The following is a 17026-nucleotide window of genomic DNA, read 5'->3' on the forward strand; positions in this document are numbered from 1 at the left end:
AGAATCGGTGGGGATGAAAGGGACCAGGATTTTCGGCAGGGCACGCTGTATCCTGTCTGTCGCCGTCCTGGCCGCAGCGGGCGCCATGCTGTCCGCTCCGGCAGCTGCGGCGGACGGCAACGCGATCGCCAACGCCGCGGTCGTCCGGCCGAACACGCTCATCAAGACCGACGATCTCGATTTCGGAACGCTGGTCAGCGGGCCGACGGGCGGCACGGTGACGGTAAGCCCCGTCACCAACGCGCGCACCACTGGCGGCGGCGTCACGCCGGTCGGCGGCGGCGCGCATCGCGCGACATTTGTGGGGACCGGCGGACGGCTGCTGATCTTCGTATCGGGCAGCACCTCGGTCACGCTGACACGCGCGGGCGGCGGCGCGGCGCCGATGATCGCCAGCCTCGTCCGCGCCGCGACGACCAGCGGCGGCGGCGTCGCCCTGCTCGGCGCGACCTTGCTGCCCAGCGGGGTGCAGACCTATTATATCGGCGGAACGCTCACCGTGCCCGCGAACCAGCCGCCGGGCGATTACAGCGGGACCTTCACGCTGACCGTGAATTATCTTTAGGTCGGAAAGCGACCGGAAGCTGCCCTCAACTCTATCGTCATCCCGGCGAAGGCCGGGATCTCACCCAATCGGTTTACCGCACCGACGAGATCCCGGCCTTCGCCGGGATGACGGATAAGGGAAAGGCCGGAATCCACCCCAAAGCCGCTATCCGCCACAAAAAGCTGTCCTACATGGCCCGGCTGCGCCAGCCTTCGTCCCGGCTCTTTCAAATGTGGACAAAGCGCTCGCCGCCCGGCGTGAAAGCACGCGCATCAATCGCGCGCGACCTGCGCGCCGGGCGCGGCCAATCGGCGGCCGCACAAGGCTGACCTTTCCTGACCTTTGGACCGATTGCGCCGGGGCCGCGCCGACCGCTCCGCGCTCCGAAGCCGACCTCTTCCCACCACCACCCCCTTCCACGCCCAACAGCCTTTGCGCCCACGGCCCGACGTCCCTATATCGGTCCGATGACAAGCCCGACCGACCCCCGCCGCTTCCTCTACCGCGCCGATGCGCTCGACCCCGATCTGGCGCAAAAGCTCGCGCGCGAGGCCTTGGCCAGGGCCGACGATGGCGAGCTTTACCTGCAATATCGCGCGACCGAGAGCTTCGGCTTCGACGACGGGCGGCTCAAGACCGCCGACTATTCGACCGACGCGGGCTTTGGCCTCCGCGCCGTGTCGGGGGAGATGACGGGCTTCGCCCACGCCAGCGACATCAGCGCTGGAGCCATCCGCCGCGCGGCCGAAACGCTTGCCTTGCTCGATCCGGCGAAACAGGCGCCCGCAGGTCCGCCGCCGCGCACCAACCGCCATCTCTATGACGAGGCGAATCCGCTCGACCTCATCCCCTTCGCGAAGAAGGTCGCGCTGTGCCAGCAGGTCGACGCCGCCGCGCGCGCGCGCGATCCGCGCGTCGTGCAGGTGTCGGTCGCGCTCGCGGGAAGCTGGTCGGTGGTCGAGATCGTCCGCGCCGACGGTTTCCTCGCGACCGACATCCGACCGCTCGTTCGGCTCAACGTCTCGATCGTCGTCGAGGAGAAAGGGCGGCGCGAAAGCGGTTATTTCGGCCTCGGCGGCCGCTACATGTACGACCACCTGTTCGAGGAGGCGCAGTGGAACCGCGCGATCGACGAGGCGCTCGCCCAAGCGCTTGCCAACCTGCGCGCCGTCGACGCCCCCGCGGGCGAGTTTACCGTGCTGCTTGGCCCCGGCTGGCCCGGCGTGCTGCTCCACGAAGCGGTGGGTCACGGACTCGAGGGTGATTTCAACCGCAAGGGCACCAGCGCCTTTTCGGGCCGCATCGGGCAGCGCGTTGCCGCACCCGGCGTCACCGTGGTCGATGACGGCGCGATGGAGAGCCCGATCGGCGGCGGCCGCCGCGGCTCGCTGAGCATCGACGACGAAGGCACGCCGACGGGCGAGACCGTGCTGATCGAAGACGGTATCTTGAAAGGCTATATGCAGGACCGGCTCAACGCGCGGCTGATGGGGGTCGAACCCACCGGCAACGGTCGTCGCGAAAGCTTCGCGCATGCGCCGATGCCGCGCATGACCAACACTTTCATGCGCGGGGGCCAGGACGATCCCGCCGAACTGCTGAGCCGCGTCAGAACCGGCATCTTCGCCAAGAGCTTCGGCGGCGGACAGGTCGACATCGTGTCGGGCAAGTTCGTCTTTTCCTGCACCGAGGCGTACAAGATCGAGAATGGCAAGCTGGGCGATCCGATCAAGGGCGCAACATTGATCGGCGACGGGCCGAGCGTGCTCACCAGGGTCACGGGCATCGGCAACGACATGGCGATCGACGAAGGCATCGGTGTGTGCGGCAAGGCGGGCCAGAGCGTCCCCGCGGGCGTCGGCCAGCCGACCCTGCTGGTCAGCGGACTGACCGTCGGCGGGACGGCCTGACAACCGCGTCATTGCGAGGAGCGTAGCGACGAAGCAATCTCCAGCCACCGGCCTTGGATGACGGCGATGGCTGGAGATTGCTTCGCTTTGCTCGCGATGACGCGCCGCCTGTGACCACCCTCACTTGGCGTTCGCCCGTTCCGCGCATATAAAAGCCAGACAAGAACAGCTTTCGGTCGCATCATCCGTGGGGGCACCCCCGCAACAGGGAGGTTTGCATGCGTTCGAGTCTGCGTTTCATCTCCGTCGCCGCCATCGCCGCGATATTCGCCGCCGTTCCGGGGTCGGCGCAAAGGACCACCGGCCCCAGGGAACGCTATGAAATGGACGTCGCGACCGCGTCGGGTTTCGCCGCGATGACCGCGGGCGGGCGCAAGCCCGGCGTCGGCGGAATGATGGGGATGATGTTCGGCGGCGGCCCCGAAAATCAGGTCGCCCGCACGATCGAACTGCGCCTGGGGTCGACCCAGCCGCCGACCAGCCCGCCCGTCCGTGCCGATCATTTTTTCCCGCCGCAGGCCAGGCTCGGCGCGTCGCTGCCGCTGTGGGGGCCGGAGCCCGGCCAGCCGCGCCCGCGCGAGGACGGCAATGAAATGCCGGGCAATTTCGAGCGTCCGAAGGGCCGCCTGCTCCTTTATTGGGGTTGCGGCGCCAAGGCCGGGTCAGGCCAGCCGGTTGTGATCGACTTTGCCAGGGTCGCGGCGGGACAGATGCCGCCCAATCTGTTCACCACCGCAGTCCCGCGCATCCGCGAGGTGATGGCGTCGAACAGCGCCTCCTACGCCGACTGGCCGAACCGCAAATCGTCGAAAGCCGTGCCGAGCGACAGTTCGCTGCTCGGCGCACACCGCGTCACGGGCAATGTCGGGCCGGAGATCAATTTCACGCTGGCGCAGGATTATATGCCCGCGCTGAATGCCTCGACCGCGATGCAGGGCGACGGGTCGGTGATGATCCGCTGGAACGCGCTCCAGCCGGCGACCGGCTATGTCGCCTGGGCGTTCGGCGGCATGGACCGCGGCGGCGGCAATGCCGACATGGTGTGGTGGACGAGCAGCGCGTCACAGCAGTTCGGCGGCGGGCTCTGGGACTGGCTGCCGCCCGCCACCGTCGCGCGGCTCGTCACGCAAAAGATCGTCATGCCGCCCACACAGACGAGCTGCCAGATCCCCGCCGAGGTCAAGAAGGCGTCGGGCGAAATGATGTTCGGCAACCTCAACGCCTTTGGCCCCGAGGCGAGCTTCGCCTATCCGCCCAAACCCGCGGGCAGTGCGGTTTGGAACATCGACTGGACGGCAAAGGTCCGCTTTCGCTCGCACACCATGCTGATGATCGGCGCCGATTTCGGTGGCATGGGTGGCATGGCGAGCGAAGGCAGCGCACCCGCCGAAAAGCCGAAGAAGAAAAAGTGCAAGGGACCGCTAGGCATCCCGCTCCCCGACGCGGCGTGCTGATCGCGCGGTCAGCGCCCGTTCACACCCGCTGCGCTAAACGAATCGGCGGTAGGGCCATGTTTGAAGACAGGAGTCGAACCATGCGTCATCTGATCCCGGCGCTGATCGCCGCCGCCGCGCTCGCGGCCACGCCCGCCGCCGCAGCCGAAAAACGCGACCCCGAAGCCAGGCTCGCCAGGCTGCTCGAAGGCCGCGTCGCGGGCGAGCCGCAAAAATGCATCACGCTGTCGAACGTCAGCAGTTCGCAGGTAATCGACGAAACCGCGATCGTCTATCGCATCGGCAGCACCCTCTGGGTCAATCGCCCCGAAGGCGGCGCCGAGTCGCTCGACGACGACGATATTCTCGTCACCAGGACGATCGGCAGCCAGCTGTGCAATATCGACACGGTCGAATTGCGCGATAGCAGCAGCCGGATGTATGCCGGTTTCGTCTCGCTCGGCGATTTCATTCCCTATCGGCGTCCCAAGGCGGAATAAGCTCGGGCGCGGGTTGCGCCCGAAGCCTCCTCAACTAAGCTCGTCATCCCGGCGCAGGCCGGGATCTCACCGTCGCGGTCCGACGTGATGGCGAGATCCCGGCCTGCGCCGGGATGACACATGATGGAGAAACAATTCTTGGCTGCCACCGACATCCCCCCTCCCCCCGCCGACTGGGCGCGGCAGTTGCTCGCCTTCTGGTTCGACAATCACACGATGGACGATTGGTACGGCGGCGGTCCCGATTTCGATGCCGAAGTCCGCGCGCTGGCCGAAGACTGGCATCAGGCGCTGCGCTCGCAGCCGGCCGAGACCTTCCTGACCGATCCCGACACCGCGCTCGCCGCGACGATCCTGTTCGATCAGGTGCCGCGCAACATCTATCGCGGCCACGCCGATGCGTTCGCCACCGACAGCCTCGCTCGCGCAATCGCGCGCGGCATCGTCGCGCGCGGCTGGCACGACGATTGGCCCGACGAGCGCCGCCAGTTCGCCTGCCTGCCCTTTCAGCACAGCGAAGACATCGACGACCAGCGCGAATCGCTGCGCCTCTTTGCGCGCTTCGACGACCCGATGTTTCAGGACTATGCGCAGAAGCATTTCGACATCGTCGATCGCTTCGGGCGCTTTCCGCATCGTAACGAGGCGCTCGGCCGCGCGACCCGGCCCGACGAGGAGGCGGCGATAGAAGAGGGCAGGAATTGGTGATAGGCAGGCCGCAAGACGGAGACGAACCATGGCCGAATTCACCGACACGCTGACCGACAAGCATATCGCCTTCATCGAAAAGCAGCCGGTCTTCTTTACCGCGACAGCCGCGAACGAGGGCCGCATCAACCTGTCGCCCAAGGGCTATGCCGACAGTTTCAAGGTTCTGTCGGAAAGCCAGGTCGCCTATCTCGACCTCGGCGGGTCGGGGAACGAGACGCACGCGCATCTCGCGGCCGACGGGCGCATCACGATCATGTTCTGCGCCTTCGACCGCACCGCGCTGATCCTGCGCATCTATGGCCGCGGGCGGCCGGTGCTGCCGCAGGATGCCGAATGGGACGCGCTCGCGGCGCATTTCACCCTGCTCCCCGGCACCCGCCAGATTTTCGTGATCGACGTCGACAGCGTGCAGACGAGCTGCGGCTGGGGCGTGCCGATGATGGAATTGCAGGCCGAGCGCGAAACGCTGCAAAAATATCACCGCCAGGCCGATCCCGTGTTGTGGGTCGCAAAGTTCAGGGAGCGCACACAAAGCATCGACGGCCTGCCGACGCGCCCGACCGACCGCTTCATCGCCGGCGAGACTGCCTGATGCCGCTCGTCGAGCTGGTGCGCCTGCCCAATGGCGCCGAGGCCGAATTGCTGCGCGGCCGTCTCGAAAGCGCCGGCGTCCACGCGGTCTGCTTCGACGCGGGCATGAATATCGCCGAAAGCGTCGGGTTGATGATCCCGGTGCGCATCATGGTGCTCGACGAGGATCTGGCCGAGGCGCGGGCGTTGATGGCAGAGTTCGGCGCGAACTGACTTCACCATGTCATTGCGAGCGTAGCGAAGCAATGACGCGCAATATGGGCAACCGAATCCGCAATTCGCTCGTCTTGATCACGAAAAAGGACAAGGAAAGCTGCCATCTCCCCCATGATCAAGGTCGCCAGCTATAATATGCGCAAAGGCATCGGGCTCGACCGACGCCGCGATCCCGGCCGCGTGCTTGCGGTGCTGCGCGAACTCGACGCCGACATTATCGCCTTGCAGGAGGCCGACCGCCGCTTCGGCACGCGCGCGAGCGCGATCCCGCCGCACATGTTCGAGGAGCATAGCGATTATGTGCCCGTCGACCTGCTCCACGGCCGTCCCTATGCGATCGGCTGGCACGGCAATGCGCTGCTCGTGCGCAGGGGCGCCGCGGTCGAGGAAAGCCACGCGCTCCACCTGCCGACGCTCGAGCCCAGAGGCGCGGTTGCCGCGACGGTACGCATCGGCGGCACGCGGCTGCGCGTCGTCGGGATGCACCTCGACATTTCGGGGCTGCGCCGCCGCCAGCAGGCGCGCGCGATCCTGCATCATGTCGCCGAGGGCGAAAAGCTGCCGACGATCCTGATGGGCGACTGCAACGAATGGCGTCGCACCGGCGGCTGCCTTGCCGACTTCGGCGCCGAGCACCGGCTGGTCGATACCGGACACAGCTTTCACAGCCGCCGCCCGGTCGCCAAGCTCGACCGCATCTTCGCCTCGCCCGACCTCGACCCGGTCGATGCAGGGGTGCACCGCAGCCCGCTGGCGGCGCGCGCGTCCGATCACCTGCCGATCTGGGCGCGGTTCAAGGCAATTTGATAGCAGGGGCAAAACCGGACGTCAGATTTGGAGTGAGGAGCCGACGTTGCCGCTCCTCCCCGGCACGGGGAGGGGGACCATGCGAAGCATGGTGGAAGGGTACGCGGTCTCGAGCGCTGCGTATGATCTCCCGTACCCCTCCACCACCCTGCGGGTGGTCCCCCTCCCCCCTTGGGGGAGGATCGGCAACGGCCGCTTCCGGTCGATAACGGACAACATCCCCGTTCATCCCGCCAAGACCGACGACAACCCTGCCCAAAAATTAGGCAAATCTCCGCCTCGACTGCCCATCGAACGCACGATCCGGTGCCTGAGCGACCCCAAAACCGTCACAAAATGTTAACTTTTGCTCACCCGGCGCAATCTGGCACGGCTGTTGCACCGCAACATCGTGCCATTAGCAAAAGGGGGCATCATGAAGCTGATCCTGGCAATCATCAAACCGTTCAAGCTCGACGAGGTGCGCGAAGCGCTCACCGGGCTGGGCATCGCCGGCATGACCGTGACCGAGGTCAAGGGGTTCGGGCGGCAGAAGGGGCAGACCGAAATCTATCGCGGCGCCGAATATGCCACCAACATGGTGCCCAAGGTGAAGATCGAGCTCGTCTGCGACGACGCGCTCGCACCGCGGGTGGTCGAAACGCTGCAGCAAAGCGCCGGCACCGGTTCGATCGGCGATGGCAAGATTTTCGTGCTCGACGTGGGTCAGGCGGTGCGCATCCGCACCGGCGAGACCGGCGAGGCGGCTCTCTAAATGACGAAGGGGGAAAATATGACGTTCGCAAAGAAAATTGCGGCGGGCGCCGGGGCCGTGGGCCTTTCGCTGTTCGCCGCGCTGCCCGTCTGGGCGCAAGAGGCGGCGCCCGCCGTCGCCGAGGCCGCCGCGCCGACGCCCGACAAGGGCGATACCGCGTGGATGATGATTTCGACCGTGCTCGTCATGGCGATGATCGTGCCGGGTCTTGCGCTCTTTTATGGCGGCCTCGTCCGCACCAAGAATATGGCGTCGGTGCTCACGCAGATTCTGGCGGTCGCCGCGCTCGCGATGATCCTGTGGGTGATGTTCGGCTACAGCCTCGCCTTCGGCGGCGACGCCAACCAGTTCCTCTCCGCGGGCAAGATGTTCCTCGCTGGCGTCACCGCCGATTCGACCGTCGCGACCTTCACCGACGGCGTCGTGATCCCCGAATTCGTGTTCATCGCCTTCCAGATGACCTTCTCCGCCATCACCGTCGCGCTCGTGCTCGGCGGGCTCGTCGAGCGCATGAAATTCTCGGCGGTGATGGTGTTCGCGATCATCTGGCTCACCATCGTCTATTATCCGATCGCACATATGGTCTGGTATCTCGGCGGTGACGAGGCTTCGACCGGGCTGATCTTCGGCTGGGGCGCGCTCGATTTCGCGGGCGGCACCGTCGTCCACATCAATGCGGGTATCGCGGCGCTCGTCGGCTGCCTGATCATCGGCAAGCGTACGGGCTATCAGAAGGAAATCATGGCGCCGCACTCGCTGACGATGACGCTCGTCGGCACCGGGCTCCTGTGGGTGGGCTGGTTCGGCTTCAACGCCGGCTCCGCGCTCGAAGCCAATGGTTCGGCGGGCCTTGCCCTCATCAACACCTTCACCGCCACCGCCGCCGGCGTCCTCTTCTGGATGCTCACGGAACGCGCGCTCGGCCACAAGGGGTCGCTGCTCGGCGCCTGTTCGGGGGCGATCGCCGGTCTTGTCGCGGTCACCCCGGCCGCGGGTAATTCGGGTCCGTTCGGCGCGATCCTGCTCGGCGCGGTTGCGGGTATCGTCTGCTGCTGGTTCGTGATGAAGATGAAACCGAAGCTCGGCTTCGACGACTCGCTCGACGTGTTCGGCATCCACGGCCTCGGCGGCATCATCGGCTCGGTCGGCACCGCGGTGACGATGCTGGCGGTGCTCGGCGGTCCGGCGGGCGACGATTATGTCCTCGGCAGCCAGCTCTGGATCCAGGTCAAGTCGGTCCTCGTTGCGATCCTCTGGTCCGGCATCGGCTCGGCGATCGCCTTCTATGTCGCAAAGCTGGTCACCGGCGGGCGCGTCTCGGCAGAGGTGGAGCGCGAAGGGCTCGACCTCGGCGAACATGGAGAGCGCGCCTACAATTATTGACGAGACAGGATACCCGTCGCCGCACGTCTCTCTCTCCTTTCAATCGACGGCGGCGGGATCCTCACCAGGTTCCTCCTGCGAACCACTGGCCGGGGTTTCACCCCGGCCATTTTTTTGAACTGTGGCCGAAACGGCCACGGGCCGGGGTTTCACCCCGGCCATTTTTTTTGACCTGGGGCCGGAACGGCCACGCGCCGGAGTTTCACTTCGGTCATTTTTGACCGTGGCGCGGATGCAACAGCGTCGCGCCAATCGGCCGCGACCGATTCGTGCGCCATTGCGCAATTGTGACAAGAGGCGCACCTTCGCTGCCGGACCGACGCCAGATCGGCCACCAGGAGGAGGATCAACATGAATGCACGGGCATCATTGCTCGCGGGCCTGTCGTCGCTTGCGCTTGTCGCGACCCCGGCCATGGCGCAGGACGCCGCCGCCGAGGATGACGGCAACATCATCATCGTCACGGCGACGAAACGCGACGCCAATCTTCAGGACATTCCCTTTTCGATCAACGCGCAAACCGCCGAAGACATCCAGAAATCGGGCGCGGTGACGCTCGAGGATCTGTCGCGCAATGTCGCGGGCCTGTCGGTGCAGAACCTCGGCCCCGGCCAGAGCCAGGTGTCGGTGCGCGGCGTCTCCGCGGGGCAGGTCGTGCGCGATCAGCCGGGGGTCAAGGAACAGGTCGGCGTCTATCTCGACGAAAGCGTCATCTCGCTTTCGCTCTTCACCCCCGACATCGACCTTTACGATTTGAACCGCGTCGAAACGCTGCGCGGGCCGCAGGGCACTTTGTTCGGATCGGGGTCGGTCGGCGGCACGATCCGCTATATCACCAATCAGCCCAAGATCGGCGTGATGGAAGGCAGCGTCGAGGCGAACCTCAACCTCGTCGACGGCGACGACATCGGCGGCCATCTGAAGGGTGCGGTCAATGTGCCGATGGGCGACAATGCCGCAATGCGCGCGGTCGGATATTATACGCGCTACGGCGGCTTCATCAACGCGATCGGCCCGGCGGGCAAGGAGGATGTCAACAGCGGCGAACGCTATGGCGGCCGCCTCGCGCTGACCTTTGAACCCAGCGACAATCTGTCGATCACTCCGCGCGTCGTCTATCAGAAGGTCAAGGCCGACGGGTTCAACCGTCAGGAAATCTATAACCTCTACGCCAATGAGTTCACGACGACGCGCCCCACGGTGACGTTCGACGAGCGCGAGCAATATCTGCTGCTGCGCGAGGCGTTCGAGGACGAGACGCTGATCGCAGACCTCAAGATCGACGTCGGACTCGGCGGCGCGACGCTGACTTCGGTGACGAGCTATATCAACCGCGACATCCTCGTCAGCCGCGACGCGAGCGCGCTCACCGGGTCGGTGTCGGTCGACCTCGGCTTCCCCGACGCGGGCGTGCTGCTGCCCTCGAACCTGCTCGACACCACCGACCTGGAAACCTGGACGCAGGAGGTCCGCGTCGCGTCGGACAATGACGGGCCGTTCCAGTGGCTCGTCGGCGGCTTCTATTCCAAGATCGACCGCGTCTATGCCCAGCGGCTGCCGACGCCGGGCTATGACGCCTTCACCGATGCAACGCTGGGCGCCGGCACCTCGGCGGCGGTGGCAAATGGTTTTCCGGCCGATTCGCCCTACAACGCCGATCTGCCCTATGACATCAAGCAGTTCGCGATCTTCGGCGAGGTCAGCTACGACATAACCGACGCCTTCACGGCCACCGCGGGCGGGCGCTATTACGACTTCAAGGAAACGCGCAGCTTCGTCTCCGGCGGGCTGTTCGCCAACGGCGACAACCGCACCGACAGCACCAAGTCGAGCGGCTTCACCCCGCGTTTCCTGCTGTCCTACGACGTCAGCGACAATGTCACGGTGAATGCGCAGGCGTCGAAGGGCTTCCGCCTCGGCGGGGTCAACGATCCCCTGAACCTGCCGCTCTGCTCACCCGACGACGAAGCGCTGTTCGGCAGCTTTCAGGATTATGACGACGAAACGCTGTGGAATTACGAGCTGGGCGTGAAGACGCAGGGGCGCGGGTTCACCTTCAATGCCGCGGGCTTCTACAACGATATCAAGAATCTCCAGGTCACGCTCGATGCGGGCACCTGTTCGTCGCGCATCGTCTTCAACGTGCCCAAGGCGCATTCGATGGGCGTCGAGTTCGAGCTGGGGCTGTCGCCCGCCGACGGGCTCGACCTCAACCTGTCGGGCAGCCTCATCGAGGCCGAGTTCGACTCGACACTGCCGGGGGCGCTGACGGCGGCGACGGGCATCCGCGACGGCAACCGCCTGCCCTCGGTGCCCAAGTTCCAGCTTTCGGCGTCGGGCAGCTATGAATGGCCGATCGGCGACAGCGCGAGCATGTATGTCGCGGCGTCGTTCCAGCATGTCGGCACGCGCTACACCCAGCCGGCGGATCAGGAAAATAATCCGCGCACCTTCGTCCACGGCCTGCCCTTCGGCGGGGCGCCGGCCGGGGCATCGACGACGGTCGACCTGCAACTGCCCGACTATCAGCTCGTCAACCTGAGCGCGGGGGTCGATTTCGACAATGGCCTGTCGCTGATCGCCTATGTCAACAATGTCTTCGACGAAAATGCGCTGCTCTCGTTCGATCGCGAGCGCGGCGGACGCGCGCGCCTCGGCTACAGCGTCGGACAGCCTCGCACGTTCGGCATCACGGCGCGCAAGACATTCTGACCGGGGCGAAGGGGGCGGACCGCGCCGACGGTTCGCTCCCTTTCTCAACGAAAATGTTGCATATTTTTTGTGCAGGAGTGCCGCAATTTTGGCCTTCCCAACATGACATTAATGTGGCATTCATTGCGTCAACAGTTTCAGGAGGGGAGAGCCTGAAAGGCTGGGCCGGGATGAAAATCCCGGCCCTCTTTTTTGTGCGCAGCAATGATCCCTGCGGAAATCCGCGGCTTTCAGTCTCTTTTGCAGCGACAGCGCAGCATAGAATCGCCGAATCCTTTGCTGTCGCTACGGCCTGTCACAGCGCGGCCCATATGCTCGCGCCGATGACGGCGGGATCGATTCGCGCCGCGAAGCGGCTGGGGATCATGCCGCCATTTCGGATTGCGAAAACATGAAGGCGTTGCCGTCGGGGTCGTAGAATGTCAGGAGTTTGACCAGCCCCGCTATGTGCTGAATGCCGCCGTCCTGCCGCACGCCCTCGGCGTCGAGATGCGCTTTTGCTTCCGCAATGTCGGCGACCTCGAACACATTGGTCGCGCCGCCGCCCTGCGTAACGCTCTCGACCTGACTGAGCCCGATATTGACCCCCGCCATCGGGGTCTTGAGTTCGCACCAGCCGATCCCGTCGGCGCGATAGAGCAGTTCGCACTGCATCACCCGCTCGTACCAGGCGATCGACGCGGTCATGTCCCTGACCCCCATCGAACAGGTAAGCTCGGACCCGATCTTCAATGCCATCGTCTTGCCTCCCATGACCGGCGCGCTTGCGTCTGTGGTCCGATTTATATAGTTACTTGCAAATGCCGTCAAGCACGCCCGACCCGCTGCTCGTCCAGCTCGGCAGCCATCGCTGGCTTGTGCCGTTGCTCGCCGACCTCGCGGCGCATAAGGGCGCGCGTTTCGTCGAGCTGGTCCACCGCCTCGGCCTTGCGCGCGACAGCCTGACGCGCACGCTCGATGCCGCGGCGGCGATCGGCTGGGTGCGGCGCAACCCAGGTCACGGCCATCCGCTACGCCCTGAATATATCCTCACCGAAACGGGAGCCGCCGCCGCCGCGCGCGCCGCGACGATCGCCGCGGCGCAACGCGCGATCGGCCTTGCGCCTGGCGCCACGACGCGCTGGGGTCTGCCGATCGTCGCGGGCATCGGTGCGGGCCACAACCGTTTCAACGCGCTGTCGCGCCTGCTCGCGCCCGCCACCCCGCGCGCGCTGTCGCAGGGGCTGAGTGCGCTCGGCACGCACGGGCTGGTGCGGCGCGAGGTGCTCGATATGCGCCCGCCGACGAGTCGCTATGCGCTGACGCGAAGCGGGCGGACGCTGGCGGAGGCGTGCTTATAACCGTCGTCATCCCGGCGAAGGCCGGGATCTCGACCTCGCGTCATTCCGCACCGGTGAGATCCCGGCCTTCGCCGGGATGACGATAGAGATCAGCCCAAAGCCGCTTTCACAAAATCGGCAGCGCGCTCGCCGATCATGATGCTCGGCGCATTGGTGTTGCCGCTGACCAGTCGCGGCATCACGCTTGCGTCGGCGACCCACAGGCCGTCGACGCCATTCAGCCTCAGCGTCGGGTCGACCACGGCATCCGCGTCGCTCCCCATCCGGCAGGTGCCGACAGGGTGATAGACGGTGTCGGCGCGGCTGCGGATCAGCGCGTCGAGCGCCGCGTCATTGTCCAGGTCGACCGGATGGCGATCGACCCCGGCATAATCGGCCAGCGGCGGCGCCGCGACGATGCGGTGCATCATCCGCACGCCCGCCCTTAACGTCGCCATGTCGCGCTCGTCGGTCAGGAAGCCGGGGTCGATCGCGGGTGCGGCGGCGGCATCGGGCGACGCCAGCCGCACCGTCCCGCGGCTTTCGGGGCGCAGCACGCAGGCGTGGCACGAAAAGCCGTGCCCCTTGACCTTGGTGCGCCCATGATCCTCGAGCATCGCGGGGACGAAATGATATTGCACGTCCGGCGCGGGCAGGTCGGGGCGCGATTTCCAGAATCCGCCCGCCTCGGCGAAACAGGTGGTCATGATGCCGGTCCGCCGGGTGCGGTGTTCAAGGATCGCTTTCACCATCCGCCATGCGCCGCTGGGGCTGTTGCCCAGCGGATCGGTCGAGCGCGTCTCCCAGCTCGACACATAGTCGATATGGTCCTGAAGGTCCGCGCCCACCGCCGCGCGGTCGGCGATCACCGAAATGCCCTGTTCGCGCAGATGCGCCTCCGGCCCGATCCCCGACAGCATCAAAATCTGCGGCGACCCGAACGCCCCCGCCGACAGCACCACCCCGCCGTGTGCGCGCAGCGTCTCGCGGCGGCGCCCGCAGCGGATCGCCACGCCCACGGCGCGCCCGTCCTCGACCAATATCTTCTCGACCAGCGCCCCGGTGCGGATGTCGAAATTGGCGCGCCCGCGCAGCGGCTCGACATAGGCTCGGGCAGCCGACCAGCGCTCGCCGTCCTTCTGCGTTACCTGATACAGCCCGAAACCCTCATTGTCGGGGCGGTTGAAATCGGCGGTGCGCGGCAGTTGCAGCGCCTCCGCGCTTTCGATGAAACGGCGGCTCGTCACATTGGGCCAGCGCTGGTCCATCACATTCAGCGGCCCGTCCGCGCCATGCCATTCGTCGGCGCCGCGCTCATTGCCCTCGCTGCGCTTGAAGTAGGGCAGCACATCGGCATAGCTCCACCCCGTCGCGCCCAGCGCCGCCCATTGATCATAATCGAAGCGGTGGCCGCGGATATAGACCATCGCGTTGATCGCGCTCGACCCGCCCAGCCCGCGTCCGCGCGGCTGGTACCCGGTGCGGCCGTTCAGGCCCTTTTGCGGCACGGTCTCATATTGCCAGTTCGACGATTTGGGGATGAAAGGCATGAAACCCGGCGTCTTCACGCGCATGATGTCGTTCGTCCCGCCCGCCTCGACCAGACAGACGCTGCGCCTGCCGTCCTCGGCGAGTCGCCCGGCCGCCGCGCTTCCGGCGCTGCCGCCGCCGATGACGATGATGTCGAACTGATCCATGCCTGCCGCTCTCCCTCGCGCCGCTCGCCCGGATGCTTACATGAATGTCATTAGAGAGCGAGGCAAGGCGGAAAGAAGATTTCGCGCAGAGGCGCTAAGGGCGCAGAGATTTTTGGTTCACGCGGAGACGCGGAGACGCGGAGGGGTATCCAAGCCCGTTCGTGCTGCGCTTGTCGAAGCGCCGTTCTTCTCGGCAAGGTTTCAGCAAATACGGCCCTTCGACAAGCTCAGGGCGAACGGATTTTTCCGTCTCCGCGTCTCCGCGTGCCCCCCTTTTTCCTCTGCGCCCCCTACGCGAATCTCCTGCCAGCGCTCCGGCTACTCCGCCGCCTCCTCGCTCGCGCGCCCCGCCGCCCACCGCGCCTTGATCGTCGCGCTCGTCGCGCGGCTGCCGTCGTGGCTCCAGCCGGGTTCGCGCCAGATATAACCCAGCTTGTGCCGCCACGGCGCGGTCCACACATCCTTGGCGATCCCGACCCATTCGTGGACGGCGGCCCACAGGATGTTGAAACTGCCGAGCTGTTTGACGATGCCATAGCGCACCGGCTCGTCGTCGCGTTCGGGAACGAAGCTGCCGAACATCCGATCCCAGATGATGAACACCCCGGCATAATTGGCGTCGAGGTAGCGCGGGTTCACGCCATGATGGACGCGGTGGTGCGACGGCGTGTTCATCACCGCCTCGAACCATTTGGGCATTCGCCCGATCGCCTCGGTATGGATCCAGAACTGATAGATCAGGTTCAGCCCCGCGCAGAAGAACACCATCGCGGGTGGAAAGCCGATCAGGAACAGCGGAAGGCGAAAGATGAAGGCGAGGCTGAAAAAACCCGTCCACGTCTGCCTGAGCGCGGTCGACAGATTATAATGCTGCGAGCTGTGGTGGATGACATGGCTTGCCCAGAACCAGCGGACCCGGTGCGCGCTGCGGTGGAAGGCATAATAGGCGAGGTCGTCGAGGAAAAAGCAGAGGATCCACGCCCACCACCATGTGCCGAACGCGATGCCGATGTCGAACAGCCGGAACTGATGCACCCACACCGCCATGCCGATCACCGCCGCGCCGACCAATGCCCCCGCGACCTGACTGCCGGTGCCAAGCAGAAGCGATGTCAACGTGTCGCGGGCCTCGTAACGGCTGCGGTCCTGGCGCCGCGAGACAATCATCTCGACGATCAGCAGCAGGATGAAGCCCGGCACGGCATAGGCGACGGGATCGGGCAGTTCAGGCACGCCCCACCTCCCGCATCCGGCTGGCCCACATTCCCGCATCTTTCCCCAGCTGCAAGGTCACCGCGCCGAAGGTCTTTTCAGGCATCGCCAGCGTCAGGAAATCCTTGTCGAGCCGTCCGATCACGTTAGCATCGACGGGCCGCGCGGCAAAGAAATTGCCATGCGCGCGGATCAGCAGCATCCGCCCCTCGGCATTGCGCACGATCGCGGCAAAACCCGCGCGGTCGCGCGCGACCTCGATTCCGCGAAAACCGGCCTCGGCCTCTTCGGCGAGGCGGATCGCATGGGCCGCATCCTCGATCCGCGGATCGGCGCCCAGCCCCAGCCGCCCGACGAGCCAGGCGACGAACAACACCGCGACGAGCGAGGCGCCCGTCTGGACGAGCAGCGCCGTCACCGCTCCCCCGCCAGCGCGTCGAGCATCGGGCGCAGGCCGGTGAGGTCATAGCCCGCCTTCGCCGCGGCTTCGACGATCGCGCCGACATCGTCCCCGGCGCGCGCACGCGCCAGCGCCCACAAATGCGTCGAGCGCGTCCCCGACCGGCAATAGGCGAGGATCGGCCCCGTCGCGTCATGGAGCAGCTTGTCGAGCGCATCGATCTGCGCATGGCTGAACCCTGCATGGCCAATCGGAATCGCGGCATAGGCCAGCCCTTCGGCGGCGCAGGCATGCGCGATCTGCTCACCCTGCGGCGCCGCGGGTTCCTCGCCGTCGGGGCGGTTGTTGACGACCAGCGCAAAGCCCGCCGCCTTCGCCGCGGCGACATCCTCGATGTCGATCTGCGGCGCGACGCTGAACTGGGCGGACAGGGGACGAAAATCGCTCATCGCCGCGATCTACTCCCGCCGCGGGCATGCTGACAAGCGTGAAGGTGTGAACGCCACTGACGGCCGGCTGCTTCGGGGTGCGAAGCGGTCGGCGCGGCCCCGGCGCAATCCATCCAAAGGTCAGGAAAGGTCAGCCTTGTGCGGCCGCCGATTGGCCGCGCCCGGCGCATAGGTCGCGCGCGATTGACGCCCCTGTTTTCACGCCGGGCGGCGAGCGCTTTGTCCACATTTTGAAAGAGCCGGGATGAAGGCTGGCACAGCCGGGCCATGTCGGACAGCTTTTTGTGGCCGGTCCGGGGTGGTTAGCAGCCATAACACCCTCTCCCCTTCAGGAGGGCGCCGGGTCGGACCGTCCCCCGGACGATCCTCAACCGCGCGGGGCGCG

18 protein-coding genes are annotated in these 17026 nt (G+C 66.0%); 13 read left to right on the forward strand and 5 right to left on the reverse strand.

Annotation, left to right across the window (positions count from 1 at the left end):
• Positions 1 to 13 precede the first annotated feature (13 nt).
• From SPYCA_RS12315 to SPYCA_RS19075, 12 genes are all read left to right on the forward strand, one after another.
• Positions 14 to 565: a DUF4402 domain-containing protein gene (locus tag SPYCA_RS12315; protein ID WP_232003674.1), complete on the forward strand. Its 552-nt coding sequence runs from the start codon at positions 14 to 16 to the stop codon at positions 563 to 565.
• A gap of 449 nt (positions 566 to 1014) precedes the next feature.
• Positions 1015 to 2457 (forward strand): metalloprotease TldD, encoded by a 1443-nt coding sequence (gene tldD, locus SPYCA_RS12320; protein ID WP_120220801.1) that lies wholly within the window; start codon positions 1015 to 1017, stop codon positions 2455 to 2457.
• 218 nt (positions 2458 to 2675) lie between these two features.
• Positions 2676 to 3911 carry a hypothetical protein gene (locus SPYCA_RS12325; RefSeq protein ID WP_120220803.1) on the forward strand — a complete coding sequence of 412 codons (1236 nt, stop codon included), beginning with the start codon at positions 2676 to 2678 and terminating at the stop codon, positions 3909 to 3911.
• A gap of 80 nt (positions 3912 to 3991) precedes the next feature.
• Positions 3992 to 4390, forward strand: a complete 399-nt coding sequence (locus SPYCA_RS12330) for a hypothetical protein (RefSeq protein ID WP_120220805.1) — start codon at positions 3992 to 3994, stop codon at positions 4388 to 4390.
• 138 nt (positions 4391 to 4528) lie between these two features.
• The gene (locus SPYCA_RS12335) at positions 4529 to 5098 is read left to right on the forward strand and encodes a DUF924 family protein (RefSeq protein ID WP_232003294.1); all 570 of its coding nucleotides are present in this window, start codon (positions 4529 to 4531) and stop codon (positions 5096 to 5098) included.
• A gap of 28 nt (positions 5099 to 5126) precedes the next feature.
• Entirely contained in the window at positions 5127 to 5693 is a 567-nt protein-coding gene (locus SPYCA_RS12340) for a pyridoxamine 5'-phosphate oxidase family protein (RefSeq protein WP_120220809.1), read from the forward strand.
• The gene (locus SPYCA_RS12345; RefSeq protein ID WP_120220811.1) at positions 5693 to 5905 is read left to right on the forward strand and encodes a putative signal transducing protein; all 213 of its coding nucleotides are present in this window, start codon (positions 5693 to 5695) and stop codon (positions 5903 to 5905) included. The genes SPYCA_RS12340 and SPYCA_RS12345 overlap by 1 nt, the downstream gene beginning before the upstream one ends.
• Positions 5906 to 6019: 114 nt before the next feature.
• Positions 6020 to 6715, forward strand: coding sequence for an endonuclease/exonuclease/phosphatase family protein (locus SPYCA_RS12350; protein WP_120220819.1), 696 nt, complete (start codon positions 6020 to 6022; stop codon positions 6713 to 6715).
• A gap of 415 nt (positions 6716 to 7130) precedes the next feature.
• Entirely contained in the window at positions 7131 to 7469 is a 339-nt protein-coding gene (locus SPYCA_RS12360; RefSeq protein ID WP_003043080.1) for a P-II family nitrogen regulator, read from the forward strand.
• A gap of 18 nt (positions 7470 to 7487) precedes the next feature.
• The gene (locus SPYCA_RS12365) at positions 7488 to 8852 is read left to right on the forward strand and encodes an ammonium transporter (protein ID WP_120220823.1); all 1365 of its coding nucleotides are present in this window, start codon (positions 7488 to 7490) and stop codon (positions 8850 to 8852) included.
• A gap of 351 nt (positions 8853 to 9203) precedes the next feature.
• Positions 9204 to 11564, forward strand: a complete 2361-nt coding sequence (locus SPYCA_RS12370; protein WP_120220825.1) for a TonB-dependent receptor — start codon at positions 9204 to 9206, stop codon at positions 11562 to 11564.
• 53 nt (positions 11565 to 11617) lie between these two features.
• Positions 11618 to 11959 (forward strand): hypothetical protein, encoded by a 342-nt coding sequence (locus SPYCA_RS19075; RefSeq protein WP_146625136.1) that lies wholly within the window; start codon positions 11618 to 11620, stop codon positions 11957 to 11959.
• Here the strand turns inward: SPYCA_RS19075 and SPYCA_RS12375 are convergent.
• Positions 11928 to 12302: a VOC family protein gene (locus SPYCA_RS12375; RefSeq protein WP_172595060.1), complete on the reverse strand. Its 375-nt coding sequence runs from the start codon at positions 12300 to 12302 to the stop codon at positions 11928 to 11930. The genes SPYCA_RS19075 and SPYCA_RS12375 overlap by 32 nt on opposite strands.
• A 62-nt stretch (positions 12303 to 12364) precedes the next feature.
• Between SPYCA_RS12375 and SPYCA_RS12380 the strand changes: the two genes are divergently transcribed.
• A complete protein-coding gene (locus SPYCA_RS12380; RefSeq protein WP_120220829.1) occupies positions 12365 to 12904 on the forward strand; it encodes a winged helix-turn-helix transcriptional regulator in 540 nt (179 codons plus the stop codon).
• A gap of 89 nt (positions 12905 to 12993) precedes the next feature.
• Here the strand turns inward: SPYCA_RS12380 and SPYCA_RS12385 are convergent, their stop codons facing one another.
• The 4 genes from SPYCA_RS12385 to SPYCA_RS12400 all read right to left on the reverse strand — a co-directional run bounded on the left by SPYCA_RS12385 (position 12994) and on the right by SPYCA_RS12400 (position 16641).
• Entirely contained in the window at positions 12994 to 14580 is a 1587-nt protein-coding gene (locus SPYCA_RS12385; RefSeq protein ID WP_120220831.1) for a GMC family oxidoreductase, read from the reverse strand.
• Between the two features lie 318 nt (positions 14581 to 14898).
• A complete protein-coding gene (locus SPYCA_RS12390; protein WP_120220833.1) occupies positions 14899 to 15813 on the reverse strand; it encodes a sterol desaturase family protein in 915 nt (304 codons plus the stop codon).
• Positions 15806 to 16210, reverse strand: coding sequence for a hypothetical protein (locus tag SPYCA_RS12395; protein ID WP_120220835.1), 405 nt, complete (start codon positions 16208 to 16210; stop codon positions 15806 to 15808). Before SPYCA_RS12395 ends, SPYCA_RS12390 begins: the two co-directional genes overlap by 8 nt.
• A complete protein-coding gene (locus tag SPYCA_RS12400; protein WP_120220836.1) occupies positions 16207 to 16641 on the reverse strand; it encodes a TIGR01244 family sulfur transferase in 435 nt (144 codons plus the stop codon). Before SPYCA_RS12400 ends, SPYCA_RS12395 begins: the two co-directional genes overlap by 4 nt.
• Positions 16642 to 17026: the final 385 nt, after the last annotated feature.

This window comes from Sphingopyxis sp. FD7 (genome assembly GCF_003609835.1).
GTDB lineage: Bacteria > Pseudomonadota > Alphaproteobacteria > Sphingomonadales > Sphingomonadaceae > Sphingopyxis.

What these genes read in the sequence shown, in the direction of transcription:
- SPYCA_RS12330 (WP_120220805.1), top strand. Translation starts at nt 3,992, where the DNA reads ATGCGTCATCTGATCCCGGCGCTGATCGCCGCCGCCGCGCTCGCGGCC.
- SPYCA_RS12365 (WP_120220823.1), top strand. Translation starts at nt 7,488, where the DNA reads ATGACGTTCGCAAAGAAAATTGCGGCGGGCGCCGGGGCCGTGGGCCTT.
- SPYCA_RS12380 (WP_120220829.1), top strand. Translation starts at nt 12,365, where the DNA reads ATGCCGTCAAGCACGCCCGACCCGCTGCTCGTCCAGCTCGGCAGCCAT.
- SPYCA_RS12385 (WP_120220831.1), bottom strand. Translation starts at nt 14,580, where the DNA reads ATGGATCAGTTCGACATCATCGTCATCGGCGGCGGCAGCGCCGGAAGC.
- SPYCA_RS12370 (WP_120220825.1), top strand. Translation starts at nt 9,204, where the DNA reads ATGAATGCACGGGCATCATTGCTCGCGGGCCTGTCGTCGCTTGCGCTT.
- SPYCA_RS12360 (WP_003043080.1), top strand. Translation starts at nt 7,131, where the DNA reads ATGAAGCTGATCCTGGCAATCATCAAACCGTTCAAGCTCGACGAGGTG.
- SPYCA_RS12345 (WP_120220811.1), top strand. Translation starts at nt 5,693, where the DNA reads ATGCCGCTCGTCGAGCTGGTGCGCCTGCCCAATGGCGCCGAGGCCGAA.
- SPYCA_RS12340 (WP_120220809.1), top strand. Translation starts at nt 5,127, where the DNA reads ATGGCCGAATTCACCGACACGCTGACCGACAAGCATATCGCCTTCATC.
- SPYCA_RS19075 (WP_146625136.1), top strand. Translation starts at nt 11,618, where the DNA reads ATGTTGCATATTTTTTGTGCAGGAGTGCCGCAATTTTGGCCTTCCCAA.
- SPYCA_RS12400 (WP_120220836.1), bottom strand. Translation starts at nt 16,641, where the DNA reads ATGAGCGATTTTCGTCCCCTGTCCGCCCAGTTCAGCGTCGCGCCGCAG.
- SPYCA_RS12325 (WP_120220803.1), top strand. Translation starts at nt 2,676, where the DNA reads ATGCGTTCGAGTCTGCGTTTCATCTCCGTCGCCGCCATCGCCGCGATA.
- SPYCA_RS12350 (WP_120220819.1), top strand. Translation starts at nt 6,020, where the DNA reads ATGATCAAGGTCGCCAGCTATAATATGCGCAAAGGCATCGGGCTCGAC.
- tldD (WP_120220801.1), top strand. Translation starts at nt 1,015, where the DNA reads ATGACAAGCCCGACCGACCCCCGCCGCTTCCTCTACCGCGCCGATGCG.
- SPYCA_RS12375 (WP_172595060.1), bottom strand. Translation starts at nt 12,302, where the DNA reads ATGGCATTGAAGATCGGGTCCGAGCTTACCTGTTCGATGGGGGTCAGG.
- SPYCA_RS12315 (WP_232003674.1), top strand. Translation starts at nt 14, where the DNA reads ATGAAAGGGACCAGGATTTTCGGCAGGGCACGCTGTATCCTGTCTGTC.